Below are 14,777 nucleotides of genomic sequence, written 5' to 3'. Positions count from 1 at the left end.
TCCGTCGCGCGGGACCTGTGGCGTCTCGGCGTTTCCACCAAGCCCGCTGACACATCCTGAAACGAACATGCGACCGCGTGGTCAGAGCGGTCGTCATCCCGAGAGAAACCGCCGCCACGCCTCGAGGGAGAGCAATGATGGGACATCCTGCCGGACTGACCGGTTTCCGCAAGATCTACGCTGCCTGCGATCGCGCGATGCTGCTGATCCTGGCGGTCAGCTGGCTGCTCGCGCTGGGGCTGGGCTGGCGTTATGCGCAGTTCGGGCTGGCGACGGGCCTCGGCACCGCGCTGCTGGCCATCGCCGGTCTGGCCTACGCGGCGGCGCCGGGCGCCACCGCCACCCGCATGACGCTCACCACCGCGCAGGCGCTGATGGTGATGCTGCACATCCATCTGGGCGGCGGCATGGTGGAGCTGCACTTCGGCGTCTTCGTCACGCTGGCCTACCTGCTGATGTACCGCGACTGGAAGGTGCTGCTGCTGGGCGCGGCGCTGTTCGCCGTGCACCATCTGCTTTTCGATCGCCTGCTCGCCGCCGGCTTCGGGACCTACTGCCTGAGCGAGCCCGACTTCGGCCGCATCCTGCTGCACGCCGCCTATGTCGTCGCCCAGACCGGCATCGAGCTGGTGATGGCCGCCCACATGCGGCGCAACACCAAGGAAGGGCTGGAGCTGCATGACCTGGTCCGCGCGCTGGGCAGCCGCGACGATCGCCTCGCGCTCGACGTCGCCCATGTGAAGGCGAGCACGCCGGCCGGCCTCAAGATCAAGGACTCGCTGCAGCGCCTGAACGCGGCGATGGCGCGGGTGCGGGAAGCGGCGCAGCACATCGGCAGCGCCTCGACGCAGATCGCCGCGGGCAACACCGACCTCTCGGGCCGCACCGAGCAGGCGGCGGCCAGCCTGCAGGAGACCGCTGCCTCGGTGCAGCAACTCGCCGCGACGGTGCGTCACACCGCCGAGGCCGCACAGCAGGCCCGCGAGCTGTCCGACCAGGCGATGCGGGTCGCCGATGCCGGCGGCAGCGCGGTCACCCGCGTCGTGTCGACGATGGAGGAGATCCATCGCGCCTCCGGCCGGATCGCCGACATCATCGGCGTCATCGACGGCCTGGCCTTCCAGACCAACATCCTGGCGCTGAACGCGGCAGTCGAGGCCGCACGCGCCGGTGAACAGGGCCGCGGCTTCGCGGTGGTGGCGGCGGAGGTGCGCACGCTCGCGCAGCGCTCCGCGCAGGCGGCCAAGGAGATCAAGACCCTGATCGGCGCCTCCACCGAGCAGGTGGGCAGCGGCGCGACGCTGGTGCAGGAGGCGGGCCGCACCATGGGCGACATCGTGACCTCGGTGCAGCGCGTGGCCGCGCTGATCAACGACATCGCCGATGCCGCCGGCGAGCAGCGGCGCGACTTTGGCCGCATCGATGCCGCGGTCACGCAGCTCGACGAGATGACCCAGCGCAACGCCGCCCTGGTGGTCGAGTCGGCGTCCGCCGCGACGACGCTCGACGACCACGCCAGCCAGCTCAACCGCGTCGTCGGCGCCTTCGACCTGGGCCGCAGCGAGGGCTATCCCGCGTGACGCCGCAACGACATTCCGACCCGCCGTCGACGGCGCCGGAACGCGCAGGAAACGCCGATCCAACGCGGTCTTAACTTGAAGCTGTCCTGAACCTGTCGGGACCCCGTCGAAGGCCGGTCGCTGCGCAGAAACGCGTACGACACGGGCCGCCTCGATCGGAACCATGGGCACATCTCGGACCTCCCGGTGTGTCTCATGACCCTCAATCGATCGCTTGCGAGAGGCTTGTTCCTCGCCGCGGTGGCCCTGTTCTTCGGACTGGGCGCGCTGCGTTATCCCATCGGCCGCATGGACCATGCCGGTCCCGGCCTGTTCCCGCTGATGATCAGCATCCTGCTGGGCCTGGTGGCGCTGGCCACCATCGTGCGCGGCGTCGTCGCGGGCGGCCCCGGCCTGGACTTCAAGGTCCGGAACATCGGCCTGATCCTGGCGGCGCTGTGCGCCTTCTCGCTGGTCTCGCGCTTCCTCAACATGTCGGCCGGCATCGTGGTCATGGTGTTCATCGCCACCGCCGCGGGCAGCAACTATTCGTGGAAGCGCAACCTGGTGATCTCGGTCGGCCTGCTGGCGATCGCCTTCATCTTCCAGAAGTTCCTCGGCCTCAACCTGCCGCTGCTCTAAGGACCCGGCCATGGACATCCTCCACAACCTCGCCTTCGGCTTCGAGCACGCGCTGACCTGGCAGAACCTGATGTTCTGCGCGATCGGCTGCGTCGTGGGCACGCTCGTCGGCCTGCTGCCCGGCCTGGGCCCGCTGGCCACGATCAGCGTGCTGCTGCCGCTGACCTATTCGATCCCGGTCAACGGCGCGCTGATCATGCTCGCCGGCATCTACTACGGCGCGCAGTACGGTGACAGCGTCAGCGCGATCACGATGAAGATCCCGCATGCGAGCTCCATCGTGGCCTGCATCGACGGCTACCAGATGACCTTGAAGGGGAAGACGGGCCTGGCGCTCTTCACCGCGGGCATCTCGAGCTTCATCGGCGGCACGGTCGCGATCGTCGTGCTGGCCTGCCTGGCACCGACGCTGGGCGAAGTGGCCTTCCTCTTCGGTCCGGCCGACTATTGCGCGCTGATGCTGCTGGGCTTCCTGTGCGTGAGCTTCGTGACCACGGGCAGCCTGCTCAATGGCCTGGCGATGTGCCTGATCGGCGTGCTGTTCGGCCAGATCGGCACCGACGTCAACTCCGGCATGGAGCGCTACACCTTCGACATGCCCTTCCTGGCCGAAGGCGTCGGCCTGGTCAGCATCGCGCTGGGCTGCTTCGGCATCGCCGAGATCTCCAAGAACCTGGACGCGAAGAACGAGCGCACCCCCTTCAACGGCAAGATCCACCTGATGCCGACCTGGCCCGAGTTCAAGCGGATCATCCCGAGCGCGCTGCGCGGCTCGATCGTGGGATCGGTGCTGGGCATCCTGCCCGGCGGCGGTCCGACGATCGCTCAGTTCGCCGCCTATGCGGTGGACAAGAAGGTCAGCAAGTACCGCCATGAGATCGGCGACGGCGCCATCGAAGGCGTGGCCGGCCAGGCCGCGGCGGACGAATCGGCGGCGCGCACCAGCTTCATCCCGCTGATGAGCATCGGCATTCCGGAGAACCCGGTGATGGCGCTGATGATGGCCGCGTTCATCATCAAGGGCATCCAGCCGGGGCCCAACATGATCGGCGGGCACCCCGACATCTTCTGGGGCCTGGTCGCCTCGATGTGGGTGGGCAACGTGTTCCTGGTCGTGCTGAACGTGCCGCTGGTGCGCTACTGGCTGTCGGTCTTCAAGATCCCGTACAACGTGCTGTTCCCGTCGATCCTGTTCTTCTGCTGCATCGGCACCTTCAGCGTCAACAACAACCTGGACGACATCTTCGTCACCGCGGCCTTCGGCCTGGCCGGCTACATCTTCATGCGGCTGGACATGGACCCGGCGCCATTGATGCTGGGCTTCATCCTCGGCCCGATGCTGGAGGAGAACTTCCGGCGGGCGATGCTGATCAGCCGCGGCCATTTCGATGTCTTCGTGCAGCGCCCGATCAGCGCGACGCTGCTGGGCATCATCGCGGTCTTCATCGCCTGGCAGTTCATCGCCTTTCTCCTGGCCAATCGCAAGGGCGCCAAGCCCGCGGCGCGCGGGCATGACGACGACGACGCCCAGGGCAAGGACGGCGGCGGGGTGACGCCGCAGGTGGCCTGAGTCCACCCCCATCGGCTCGGCCCTCGGGTGGGTGCGAGCCCGGCTCGGTCCCCTTCGGCCGCCGCCCGCGATCGCGAGCGGCGGCTTTTTTGTCACTGGCCAGGCTGCGAGCGCACGCGGCGATCAGACCTTGCGGATCGACACACCGCCGTCGACCAGCATCGCGGCGCCGGTCATGAAGGAGGACGCCGGCGATGCGAGGAACAGCGCCGCGCGGGCGAGCTCCTCCGGCTGAGCGATGCGGCCGAGCGCATGCAGCGCGGCGACGGCCGCCATCTGCTCCGGCGTGCCGTTCATCGCATGCGCCAAGGGCGTGTCCGTGCCGCCGGGCAGCAGCGCGTTGACACGGATGCCGTCCGCCGCCACCTCGACGGCCAGGGCCTGTGTCAGCCCGATCAGGCCGGACTTGCTCGCCGCGTAGCAGGCAGTGCCCGGGAAGCCGGCGGTGTGGCCGACGAAGGTCGAAGTGAAGATGAGCGCGCCGCCGCCCCGCTCGCGCAGGGCCGGCAACTGGTGCTTCGCGCCGAGGAAGGCGCCGGTCAGGTTGACGTCGACCGCCTCGCGCCAGTCGTCGATCGAGACCTCCGGCGTCGGCCCGAGCGCTCCGAGCGTGCCTGCATTGTTGAAGGCGATGTCCAGCCCGCCGAAACGCGAGCGCGCCAGCGCGACCAGCGCCTGCGCATAGGACTCGTCGCGCACGTCGCCGGCCAGCGCGGCGGCGTGGCCGCCGGACGCCTCGATCTCCGCGACCAGCGTGTCGAGTTCCGTCCGGCGCCGCGCGCCGACGACGACGGCCGCGCCGGCACCGGCGAACAGCCGGGCGGTCGCGCGGCCGATGCCGCTGCTGGCGCCAGTGATGAGCGCGACCTGGCCGGTCAGTTGGAAGGGATGGAGAGGGGCATGCATCGCGGGAGCTCCGGTCGTGGTGATGAGACCGGAGTCTTCCGCTGCGCCCGCGCGATGTCTGGCCGGATGCGGACGTGGAATTCGATGCCGGGCGAGGCGCCGCGCCCTCCGGACGGACCGGCGCGGCCGCATCGCCTTGGCGCATCAGCGCATCAGCGGCTGCCGAGCATCCCCTTGCACTCGATGAATGCGACCACCTCGTCGAGCCCGCTCAGCGTCTTGAGGTTGGTCATCACGAAGGGCCGCGTCGGCCGCATGCGCTTCGTGTCCGCTTCCATCACCTCGAGGTTGGCGCCGACATGCGGCGCCAGGTCGGTCTTGTTGATCACGAACAGGTCGCTCTTCGTGATGCCGGGGCCGCCCTTGCGCGGGATCTTCTCGCCGGCGGCCACGTCGATCACGTAGATCGTCAGGTCGCTCAGCTCGGGGCTGAAGGTCGCGGCCAGGTTGTCGCCGCCGGACTCGATGAAGACGACGTCCGCATCGGGGAACTGCGCCAGCATGCGGTCGATCGCCTCGAGGTTGATCGACGCGTCCTCGCGGATCGCCGTGTGCGGGCAGCCACCGGTCTCGACACCCATGATCCGCTCGGCAGGCAGCGCGCCGCTGATGGTCAGCAGGCGCTGGTCCTCCTTGGTGTAGATGTCGTTGGTGATGGCGACCAGGTCCCAACGGTCCCGCATCGCCTTGCACAGCATCTCCAGCAGCGTCGTCTTGCCGGAGCCGACCGGGCCACCGATGCCCACCCGCAGCGGTGGCAGCGTCTTCGTGCGACCGGGCACATGGTGCAGCGGCGAGGCGTGGGGCGTGGTGGTGCTCATGATCGGAACAGTCGGGAATATTGGGTTTCGTGGCGCGCCGCGAGGATGGACAGCATCGGCGCGAAGAGCTGGCGCCGCGCGGGCGGCGTGGCGATGGCCTCGGCCACCGCGACGGGGATCTCGGCCGCCAGGCGCGTCAACACGCGCTGGCCGGCCGTCTGGCCCAGCGGCACGGCTTTCAGCGCGGCCTGGACCTGGTTCTCGGCCCAGCCGAAGGCCTGCGCCTGCAGCGCCTGCTCGACGGGCACGTCGATCGTCGACAACGCGAGCGCCATGACGAAGGCATGGTGGACGGGCCTGCCTTCGCCGCAGTCGACCAGCAGCGCCAGCTGCGCCGGGGTGGCCATCGGCTGGCCGCGCAACCAGACGAGCAGCGACTGGCCCATCTGCTCGGACTGCAGCCGCGCCTCGGCCCCGTCGCGTGTCATCCGCAGCCAGCGGGCCAGCTCGCGCAGCGTGGAGGCGTCGCCAGCCCGCCAGGCGGCGACGCCCTGCGCGATCGCCGCGAGGTCACCGCGCGCGAGCAGCCGCAGTTGCTGGCTCAGCCACTCGCCGGCGCTCGCATCGTCGTGAACCCGGCCCTGCTCGACCGCCGCCTCCAGCCCCTCCGAGTAGGAGAACGCCCCGATCGGCAGCGCCGGCGACGCGAGCCAGACCAGCCGCAGCAGCGGCGGGACCGGATCAGTGGTCGTGCTTGTGGCCGTGGGCGTGGGAATGCGAGTGACCGGATTCGTGGTCATGGGAGTGGTCATGGCCGCAACCCGGCCCGTGGACATGCGGTGCCGGCGCGGCCTGGATCGCCATGGTCTTGCGGCCGACCGCCGCCGGCGCGGAGACCTGCGAGCGGGCCTGGTCGCGCGAATGATCATGGCCGTGGCCATGGGCATGGGCATGGTCGTGCTCATGGTCGTGCTCATGGTGGTGGCCATGCGCGTGTCCATGACCGCCCGCGCTGTACGCGCCGCCCTCGGGCTCGAAGCCCTCCTCGACCTCGGTCACGATCAGGTGCATCGCGCGCAGCATGTCGGCGAGCACATGGTCGGGCTCGATCTTGAGGTGATCGGGCTGGAGCTCGATCTGCACATGGCGATTGCCGAGGTGATAGGCCGCGCGGACCAGATCGAACGGCGATCCGTGCGTCGCGCAGGCGGTGATGCGCAGCAGCGGCTGCGGCGCCGCGATCACGCGCACCAGCGAGCCGTCTTCGGCCACCAGCACGTCGCCTCCGCGCACCGCGGTGCCGCGCGGCAGGAAGACCCCCAGCTCGCGGCCCTGGCTGTCGGTCGCCTGGAACCGGCTCTTCTGGCGCGTGTCCCAGTCGAGCGTGACGGAGGCGGCGCGCTTGAGCAGCACCGGCGCCAGGCCCGCGCCGCGCGCGAGCAGTTTGGAGACTTGGATCATTCAGAACAGGAAGTAGCGCTGCGCCATCGGAAGCACCGAGGCGGGCTCGCAGTGCAGCAGCAGGCCGTCGGCGCGCACCGCGTAGGTCTGGGGATCGATCTCCATCCGCGGGGCGTAGGCATTGTGGACCATGTCCTTCTTGCCCACGCCGCGGATGCCCTTCACCGCCACCGCGGTCTTGGCCAGCCGGTAGCGGCCCGGCGCGCCCGCCGCGATCGCCGCCTGCGACACGAAGCTCAGCGAAGCCCGCGCCAGCGAGCCGCCGAAGCTGCCGAACATCGGCCGGTAATGCACCGGCTGCGGCGTCGGGATCGAGGCATTCGGATCGCCCATCGCGGCCATCGCGATGACACCGCCCTTCAGGATCAGCGACGGCTTCACGCCGAAGAAGGCGGGCTTCCAGATCACCAGGTCGGCCCACTTGCCGACCTCGATGCTGCCGACCTCATGGCTGATGCCATGCGCGATCGCCGGGTTGATGGCGAGCTTGGCGACATAGCGCTTCACCCGGGCGTTGTCGTGGCGCTCGGTGTCGCCAGGCAGCGCGCCGCGCTGCTGCTTCATCTTGTGGGCGGTCTGCCAGCAGCGCAGGATCACTTCGCCGACGCGCCCCATCGCCTGCGAGTCCGAGCTGAACATGCTGATCGCGCCCAGGTCGTGCAGGATGTCCTCCGCCGCGATGGTCTCCTTGCGGATGCGGCTCTCGGCGAAGGCCAGGTCCTCGGCGATCGCCGGGTCCAGGTGATGGCAGACCATCAGCATGTCGACGTGCTCGTCGAGCGTGTTGATCGTGTACGGCCGCGTCGGGTTGGTCGAGCTGGGCAGCACGTTGGCCTCGCCCACCACCTTGAGGATGTCCGGGGCATGGCCGCCGCCGGCGCCTTCGGTGTGGAAGGTGTGGATCGTGCGGCCCTTGAAGGCAGCGACCGTGTCCTCGACGAAGCCGCTCTCGTTGAGAGTGTCGGTGTGGATGGCGACCTGCGTGTCGGTGGCTTCGGCCACATCCAGGCAGTTGGAGATCGCCGCCGGCGTCGTGCCCCAGTCCTCGTGCAGCTTCAGGCCGATCGCGCCGGCCTCGATCTGCTCGACCAGCGCCTCGGGCCGGCTCGCGTTGCCCTTGCCGAGGAAGCCCAGGTTCATCGGGAAAGCATCGGCCGCCTGCAGCATCCGCTCGATGTGCCAGGGACCCGGCGTGCAGGTGGTGGCGAAGGTGCCGGTCGCCGGCCCGGTGCCGCCGCCCAGCATCGTCGTCACCCCGCTGGCGAGCGCCTCCTCGATCTGTTGCGGGCAGATGAAGTGGATGTGGGAGTCGATCGCGCCGGCGGTGACGATGGCGCCCTCGCAGGCGATGACCTCGGTGCCGGGGCCGATGACGATGTCGACGCCCGGTTGCGTGTCCGGATTGCCGGCCTTGCCGATGGCGACGATGCGGTGGTCCTTCAGGCCGATGTCGGCCTTGACGATGCCCCAGTGGTCCAGGATCAGCGCATTGGTCAGCACCGTGTCGACGGCGCCCTGCGCCCGCGTGCGCTGCGACTGCGCCATGCCGTCGCGGATGGTCTTGCCACCGCCGAACTTCACTTCCTCGCCGTAGCCGCCGGCGCGCAGCGTCAGGTCATCCTCGACCTCGACGACGAGGGCCGTGTCGGCGAGGCGGACGCGATCACCGACGGTCGGGCCGAACATCTCGGCATAGGCGCGTTTGCCGATGCGGGCCATCACAGCGCTCCCTGGATCAGGCCGCGGAATCCCCAGATCTCCCGCAGTCCGGCGATGTCGACCAGCTCGACGGTGCGTTGCTGGCCGGGCTCGAAGCGCACGGCGGTGCCGGACGCGATGTTCAGGCGCATGCCGCGCGCGGCCTCGCGGTCGAAGCTCAAGGCGGCGTTGGTCTCGGCGAAGTGGTAATGCGAGCCGACCTGGATCGGGCGGTCCGCGGCGTTGACCACCGTGAGTACCAGCGTGCGGCGGCCGGGATTGAGCTCCAGCTCGCCGGCGTCGGTCAGCAGTTCGCCGGGAATCATGCGATCACCATGCGCGTCAGCAGGCCCAGGCCCAGCAGCGCGATCGCGCCGCCGGCCGTCCGGGACCAGACCGGCGCGAGCGCCCGCAGCCGCAGGCCGAGCGCCAGACCGGCCGCATGCAGCAACGCCGTCGCCACGACCATGCCGGCCAGCGCCGCACCGCCTTCGAGTTCGGCACCATGCGCCAGGCCGTGGAAGACGGCGAACACGCCGACCAGCGCGGCCGACGCGGTGGCGCCGAGTCGCCAGCGAGACGCCGCGACAAGGCCCAGCGTCAGCACCGAGGCCGCGACCGTCGGCTCGACGCCCGGCACGACCAGGCCTTCGGTGCCCAGCCACAGGCCGGCCATTGCGCCGATCAGCAGCAGCCCGGCGAAGGCGAACGGCGCGGCCAGCATGCGCCGTCCGGTCTGCGTGAGCGCGCTCCACAGCCCCACGGCCAGCATCGCGGCGAGGTGGTCCAGGCCGGTGAACGGATGGGTGAAGCCCGCGGCGAAGGCGGCACCAGCGGTCGGCGCGCCATGCTCGTGCAGCAGGCCGTCGCCGGTGTGCGCGAAGACGAACACCGGCAGCACGGCGGCCACCGTCAGGGCGAGCGCCTGCGCCGCGGTCACGGCGGCATCGGCGAGGGAGGCGGTGCGTTGGAAGCGTGAGGTCATCTCGGTCCTTGGAGAAGTCGTCGGGCGGTCGGGCCGGCGATCGATGCGTTGCTCCGGTCGGCGATCGCCTGGGTCGTCGGTCGGTCGATCACCGAGGGCACCGGTTGGCGCCCGCGATCTGGCGATCGGTCAGGGAATCGGTTGATGGACGGTGACGAGCTTGGTGCCGTCGGGGAAGGTGGCCTCGACCTGGATGTCGGGGATCATCTCGGCCACGCCGTCCATGACGTCGTCGCGGGTGAGCAGCTCGCGGCCGGCCTTCATCATCTGCGCGACGGTCTTGCCCTCGCGGGCGCCCTCCATCACGGCGGCGCTGAGGTAGGCCACGGCCTCGGGGTAGTTGAGCTTCAGGCCCTTGGCCTTGCGCCGCTCGGCGAGCAAGGCGGCGGTGAAGATCAGCAGCTTGTCCTTTTCTCGGGGCGTGAGTTCCATGGTCGGCGTCGGGGGCGAGCGAAGCGCCCCCCTTTGTCTCGACCGGATCTCTAGCAAGCCCCATGCCGGTGCGACGCCCCCTGCCGCTCGCCGGGAGGGCGGAGCGAGGCCCCCAAGTCGGCGGGGCCGGCATGTTTCATGCATTTCTCCAGCGCCCCACCATGGACACGCCGCCCGCCCTTCAGGACGCCCCGCAGCACATCATCAAGCTGCGGCGGGACTACAACGCCTGGGTCGCCCGCGAGACGCTGGAGGACTACGCGCTGCGCTACACGCCGCAGCGCTTCCGGCGCTGGACCAGCTGGCGCGTGGCCAACACCGCCTTCGGTGCGGCCTCCTTCCTGATCCTGGAGGCGGTCGGCGCGACGCTGCTGCTGCAGTACGGCTGGACCAACGCCGCGCTGGCCATCCTGGCCACCGGCCTGATCATCTTCCTGGCCGGATTGCCGATCAGCGTCTACGCGGCGCGGCACGGCGTCGACATGGACCTGCTGACGCGCGGCGCCGGCTTCGGCTACATCGGCTCGACGCTGACCTCGCTGATCTACGCGAGCTTCACCTTCATCTTCTTCGCGCTCGAGGCGGCGGTGATGGCCTACGCGCTGGAACTGGCGCTGGACATCCCGCCGCAGTGGGGCTACCTGCTGTGCGCGCTGGTCGTGATCCCGCTGGTGACCCACGGCATCTCCGCCATCAGCCGGCTGCAGCTGTGGACCCAGCCGCTGTGGCTGGCGCTGCTGGTGCTGCCCTTCGCCTGGGTGGGATGGCTTCATCCTGGTGCATTCGATGGCATCACGACCCAGATTGGGTCGCAATCGGGGACCGCCGCCTTCGACCCGCACGCCTTCGGTGCGGCACTGACCGTCGGCGTGGCACTGATCACCCAGATGGGCGAGCAGGCCGACTACCTGCGCTTCATGCCGCGCCAGACCGCCGCGAACCGGCTGGGCTGGTGGGCGGCGGTGCTGGCCGGCGGCCCGGGCTGGATCGTGCTGGGCGTGCTGAAGATGCTGGGCGGCGCACTGCTGGCCTACCTGGCGGTCAGCCATGCGGTGCCGGCGGAACGCGCGGTCGATCCCAACCAGATGTACCTGGCCGCCTACGAGTACGTCTTCCCCCAGTACGGCTGGGCGGTGGCGGTGACGGCGCTGTTCGTCGTCGTCTCGCAGCTCAAGATCAACGTCACCAACGCCTACGCGGGGTCGCTGGCCTGGAGCAACTTCTTCTCGCGGCTGACCCACAGCCATCCGGGACGGGTGGTGTGGGTCGTGTTCAACACGCTGATCGCGTTCATGCTGATGTCGATGAACGTCTTCGAGGCGCTGGGCCATGTGCTGGGCCTTTACGCCAATGTCGCGATTGCGTGGATCATGGCCGTCGTGGCGGACCTGGTGATCAACAAGCCGCTGGGACTGTCGCCCCCTGGCATCGAGTTCAAGCGCGCCCACCTGTACGACGTGAATCCGGTCGGCGTGGGCGCGATGGCGCTGGCCTCGGTGCTCTCGGTGGCGGCGCACCTGGGCCTGATGGGCGCGCTGGCGCAGGCCTGGTCGGCGGCGATCGCGATGGTGACGTCCCTCGTCAGCGCGCCGCTGATCGCCTGGCTCACCCGGGGCCGCTACTACCTGGCCCGCCCGCTTGCCGAGATCCGTTCGGGCGACACCGAGGGCGTGCGCCGCTGCGTGATCTGCGAGCGCGACTATGAAGGCCCCGACATGGCCCACTGCCCGGCCTACCGCGGGTCGATCTGCTCGCTGTGCTGCACGCTGGACGCGCGCTGCGGCGACCTGTGCAAGCCCCACGCCAGCCTCTCGGCGCAGTGGTCGGGCGCGCTGCGCCGGGTGCTGCCGCGCCGCGGCTGGCCCTACATCGACACCGGGCTCGGCCACTACCTGCTGCTGATGCTGGTCATCACGCCGCTGCTGGCGACGCTGTTCGGCCTGCTCTACCACCAGCAACTGCAGCAGCTGCCGCAGGTGCCGCTGATCGACGCCGCGGCGCAGGACGCCTTGCGGGCGAGCGTGCGCGCGGGCCTGCTGAAGGCCTTCTTCGCGCTGCTGCTGGTGGCCGGCACGGTGGCGTGGTGGCTGGTGCTGGCCCATCAGAGCCGCGAGGTCGCACAGGAGGAATCCAAGCGCCAGACGCAGGCGCTGATGCGTGAGATCGATTCCCACCGCCGCACCGACGAGGCGCTGCAGGGGGCCCGGCTGCAGGCCGAGCGCGCGCAGGCCGCGGCCGAGGCAGCCAACCAGGCCAAGAGCCGCTACATCAGCACGATCAGCCATGAGCTGCGCACGCCGCTGAACAGCATCCTGGGCTACGCCCAGCTGATGGCGGCGGACGCGGCGCTGCCACCGCAGCGGCGCCAGGCGGTGCAGGTCATCAAGCGCGGCGGCGAGCACCTGATGCAGCTGATCGACGGCACGCTGGACATCGCCCGCATCGAGGCCGGCCGGCTGAGCCTGGAGCCGGGGCCGGTCCGCTTCGACGAACTGCTGCGCGAGCTGGCCGACATGTTCGAGCCACAAGCCGCGGCCAAGGGGCTGCGCTTCCGTTTCGAGCCGCAGGGCGCGCTGCCCGGCTGGGTACGCGCCGACGAGCAGCGGCTGCGGCAGATCCTCATCAACCTGCTGGGCAACGCGATCAAGTTCACCACCGCGGGCGAGGTCACGCTGCGTGCGCGGCACGGTCGCGAAATGGCGACGCTGGAGATTGCCGACACCGGCCCCGGCATGGATGCCACGGAGCTGGCGCGCATCTTCGAGCCCTTCGCGCGCGGGACCAGCGGCGCCGGTGGCGCGCCGGGCGCGGGGCTGGGGCTGACCATTGCGAAGATGCTGACCGAGTTGATGGGCGGCGAGATGTCGGCGACAAGCACGCCGGGCCAGGGGTCGACCTTCCGGGTGCGGCTGTTCCTGCCGGAGATGCACGGCCGCATCTGGGACACGCCGCGCATGCGGCGCGTCGCCAAGGAGCGCATCGGCCTGGACGGTCCGTCGCCGCGGGTGCTGGTGGTCGACAACGAATCGGATGATCGACAGCTGCTGATCGAGCTGCTGGAGCCGCTGGGCTTCACCGTGCGCGAGGCGTGCAGCGGCCACGACGCGCTGGACCTGGTCGCCGCCGGCTGGGTGCCGGACGCGGTGCTGATGGACCTGGCGATGCCGGGCATCGACGGCTGGGAGACGATCCGGCGCCTGCGGCGGATGCTCGGCGACCTGGGCGTGCAGGCACCGGCGGTGGCGGTGGTGTCGGCCAATGCGTTCGAGCGCGGGCAGGACAACGATGCCGGCATCGCCGCGCGCGATTTCATCCTCAAGCCGGTGCGGCATGAGCTGCTGCTGGACTGGCTGACCGAGCGGCTGTCGCTGGCCTGGCGGGCCGCGCCGGACCCTGCCGTGCCGCAGCCCGCAGTCCCGGGCGCCGCCGCCACGGTGGCCGCGCCGGTCGAGATGCCGCCGCCGGCCCGCCTGGCGGGATTGCGCGAGGCACTGCAGCTGGGCTACTACCGCGGGGTGCTGCAGCAGCTCGATGCGATCGAGGCGGTCGAGCCGGCCTGGCGCGGATTCTGCGACGCGCAGCGGATGCTGGCGCGCCAATTCCAGTTCGAGGCGATGTTGCGCGGACTGTCGCGCGGCGAGGACCTCCCGAAACCGACCGAGTTGGGTGACCCGAGATGAACTCCGCGCTTCCTTCCGCCGTGGCGACGCTGCTCGACCAGCAGCAGGGCGATCGTGTCCTGATGGTCGACGACGTGCCGGACAACCTCTCGCTGCTGCACGACGCGCTGGACGAGCACGGCTACACGGTGCTGGCGGCGACGAATGGCGAGGCGGCGCTGGCCTGCGCCCGGCAGGGACGGCCCGACATCGTGCTGCTGGACGCGATGATGCCGGGGATGGACGGCTTCGAGGTCGCGCGGCGGCTGAAGGCCGATCCGTCGACGGCGCACATCCCGATCGTCTTCATGACGGGGCTGACGGAGACCGAGCATCTCGTCGCCGCGCTGCAGGCCGGCGGTGTCGACTACGTGACCAAGCCGCTGGATCCGCGCGCGGTGCTGGCGCGCATGCAGGTGCATCTGCAGGGCGCGCGCCAGGCCCGCCAGACCCGGCAGGCGCTGGATGCCTTCGGCTACGCGAGCATCGCGGTGCGGGCCTCCTCGGGCCGGCTGCTGTGGCAGACCCCGCTGGCGCGCGAGCTGCTGCAGCTCTACTTCGGCACGGTGGCACCGCAGACGCCGGCACCGGTGCTGACGTGGCTGCGCAAGACGCTCGACGACATGGCGCGCCATGCCCCGGCCGACGGCGCGCCCGCCCAGGAACCGCAGCGCCTGTGCGCCGAGCTCGGCGCGCGGCGCCTGAGTTTCCGGCTGCATCACTGCATCGGCGGCGAGGAGGCGAACGGCGCGGGAGCGGGGATGGAAACGGCCGCCGGATCGATCGCGGCGGCGGGCGGCGACTGGCTGATCGTCATGCGCGAGGTCTCGGACGCGGCGGTGATCCGCTCGCTGGGGCTGGCGTTCAGCCTCACCGCGCGCGAGGCCGAGGTGCTGTACTGGGTCGTCAAGGGCAAGATCAATCGCGACATCGGCGAGATCCTCGGCGCCAGCCCCGCCACGGTGAAGAAGCACCTGGAACGCGTCCACGCCAAGCTCGGCGTGGAGACCCGCACCGCGGCCGCCGCGATGGCGCTGATGCGGGTGCGGGAGATGCATCCGCAGTGGGAGGTGTGATCCCGGGGGGAAGCCGTCCGGCCCTCAG

Annotated in this window: 13 protein-coding genes; 5 read left to right on the top strand and 8 right to left on the bottom strand. The window is 70.2% G+C overall.

Annotated features, from left to right (window positions below; genetic code table 11):
- The first annotated feature begins 137 nt into the window (after window positions 1–137).
- From CS062_RS09730 to CS062_RS09720, 3 genes are all read left to right on the top strand, one after another.
- On the top strand, window positions 138–1,580 hold the full coding sequence (locus CS062_RS09730; RefSeq protein WP_099861483.1) for a methyl-accepting chemotaxis protein: 1,443 nt from the start codon (window positions 138–140) through the stop codon (window positions 1,578–1,580).
- Between the two features lie 195 nt (window positions 1,581–1,775).
- The gene (locus tag CS062_RS09725) at window positions 1,776–2,201 is read left to right on the top strand and encodes a tripartite tricarboxylate transporter TctB family protein (protein ID WP_099861449.1); all 426 of its coding nucleotides are present in this window, start codon (window positions 1,776–1,778) and stop codon (window positions 2,199–2,201) included.
- Window positions 2,202–2,211: 10 nt separating this feature from the next.
- Window positions 2,212–3,771 (top strand): tripartite tricarboxylate transporter permease, encoded by a 1,560-nt coding sequence (locus CS062_RS09720; RefSeq protein WP_099861448.1) that lies wholly within the window; start codon window positions 2,212–2,214, stop codon window positions 3,769–3,771.
- A 123-nt stretch (window positions 3,772–3,894) separates the two neighbouring features.
- Here the strand turns inward: CS062_RS09720 and CS062_RS09715 are convergent, their stop codons facing one another.
- The 8 genes from CS062_RS09715 to ureA all read right to left on the bottom strand — a co-directional run bounded on the left by CS062_RS09715 (window position 3,895) and on the right by ureA (window position 10,014).
- Window positions 3,895–4,677 (bottom strand): SDR family oxidoreductase, encoded by a 783-nt coding sequence (locus CS062_RS09715; protein WP_099861447.1) that lies wholly within the window; start codon window positions 4,675–4,677, stop codon window positions 3,895–3,897.
- 152 nt (window positions 4,678–4,829) lie between these two features.
- Entirely contained in the window at window positions 4,830–5,498 is a 669-nt protein-coding gene (ureG, locus tag CS062_RS09710) for an urease accessory protein UreG (RefSeq protein WP_099861446.1), read from the bottom strand.
- The gene (locus CS062_RS09705; protein ID WP_099861445.1) at window positions 5,495–6,238 is read right to left on the bottom strand and encodes an urease accessory protein UreF; all 744 of its coding nucleotides are present in this window, start codon (window positions 6,236–6,238) and stop codon (window positions 5,495–5,497) included. The genes ureG and CS062_RS09705 overlap by 4 nt, the downstream gene beginning before the upstream one ends.
- Complete coding sequence (ureE, locus tag CS062_RS09700; RefSeq protein WP_099861444.1) at window positions 6,180–6,899, bottom strand: urease accessory protein UreE; 720 nt, start codon at window positions 6,897–6,899, stop codon at window positions 6,180–6,182. The genes CS062_RS09705 and ureE overlap by 59 nt, the downstream gene beginning before the upstream one ends.
- A complete protein-coding gene (gene ureC / locus CS062_RS09695; protein WP_099861443.1) occupies window positions 6,900–8,618 on the bottom strand; it encodes an urease subunit alpha in 1,719 nt (572 codons plus the stop codon).
- Window positions 8,618–8,923: an urease subunit beta gene (locus CS062_RS09690; RefSeq protein WP_091725620.1), complete on the bottom strand. Its 306-nt coding sequence runs from the start codon at window positions 8,921–8,923 to the stop codon at window positions 8,618–8,620. Before CS062_RS09690 ends, ureC begins: the two co-directional genes overlap by 1 nt.
- On the bottom strand, window positions 8,920–9,582 hold the full coding sequence (locus CS062_RS09685) for a HupE/UreJ family protein (RefSeq protein WP_199174213.1): 663 nt from the start codon (window positions 9,580–9,582) through the stop codon (window positions 8,920–8,922). Before CS062_RS09685 ends, CS062_RS09690 begins: the two co-directional genes overlap by 4 nt.
- Before the next feature lie 129 nt (window positions 9,583–9,711).
- Window positions 9,712–10,014: an urease subunit gamma gene (gene ureA / locus CS062_RS09680; RefSeq protein WP_099861442.1), complete on the bottom strand. Its 303-nt coding sequence runs from the start codon at window positions 10,012–10,014 to the stop codon at window positions 9,712–9,714.
- Between the two features lie 161 nt (window positions 10,015–10,175).
- Between ureA and CS062_RS09675 the strand changes: the two genes are divergently transcribed.
- Both CS062_RS09675 and CS062_RS09670 read left to right on the top strand, forming a co-directional pair.
- Window positions 10,176–13,694: a hybrid sensor histidine kinase/response regulator gene (locus tag CS062_RS09675; protein ID WP_099861441.1), complete on the top strand. Its 3,519-nt coding sequence runs from the start codon at window positions 10,176–10,178 to the stop codon at window positions 13,692–13,694.
- Complete coding sequence (locus CS062_RS09670; protein ID WP_099861440.1) at window positions 13,691–14,749, top strand: response regulator; 1,059 nt, start codon at window positions 13,691–13,693, stop codon at window positions 14,747–14,749. The genes CS062_RS09675 and CS062_RS09670 overlap by 4 nt, the downstream gene beginning before the upstream one ends.
- The last annotated feature ends 28 nt before the right edge of the window (window positions 14,750–14,777 follow it).

The organism is Roseateles chitinivorans (genome assembly GCF_002761755.1).
Classification (GTDB): domain Bacteria; phylum Pseudomonadota; class Gammaproteobacteria; order Burkholderiales; family Burkholderiaceae_C; genus Roseateles; species Roseateles chitinivorans.
This window is presented reverse-complemented; position numbering and strand designations above follow the sequence as displayed.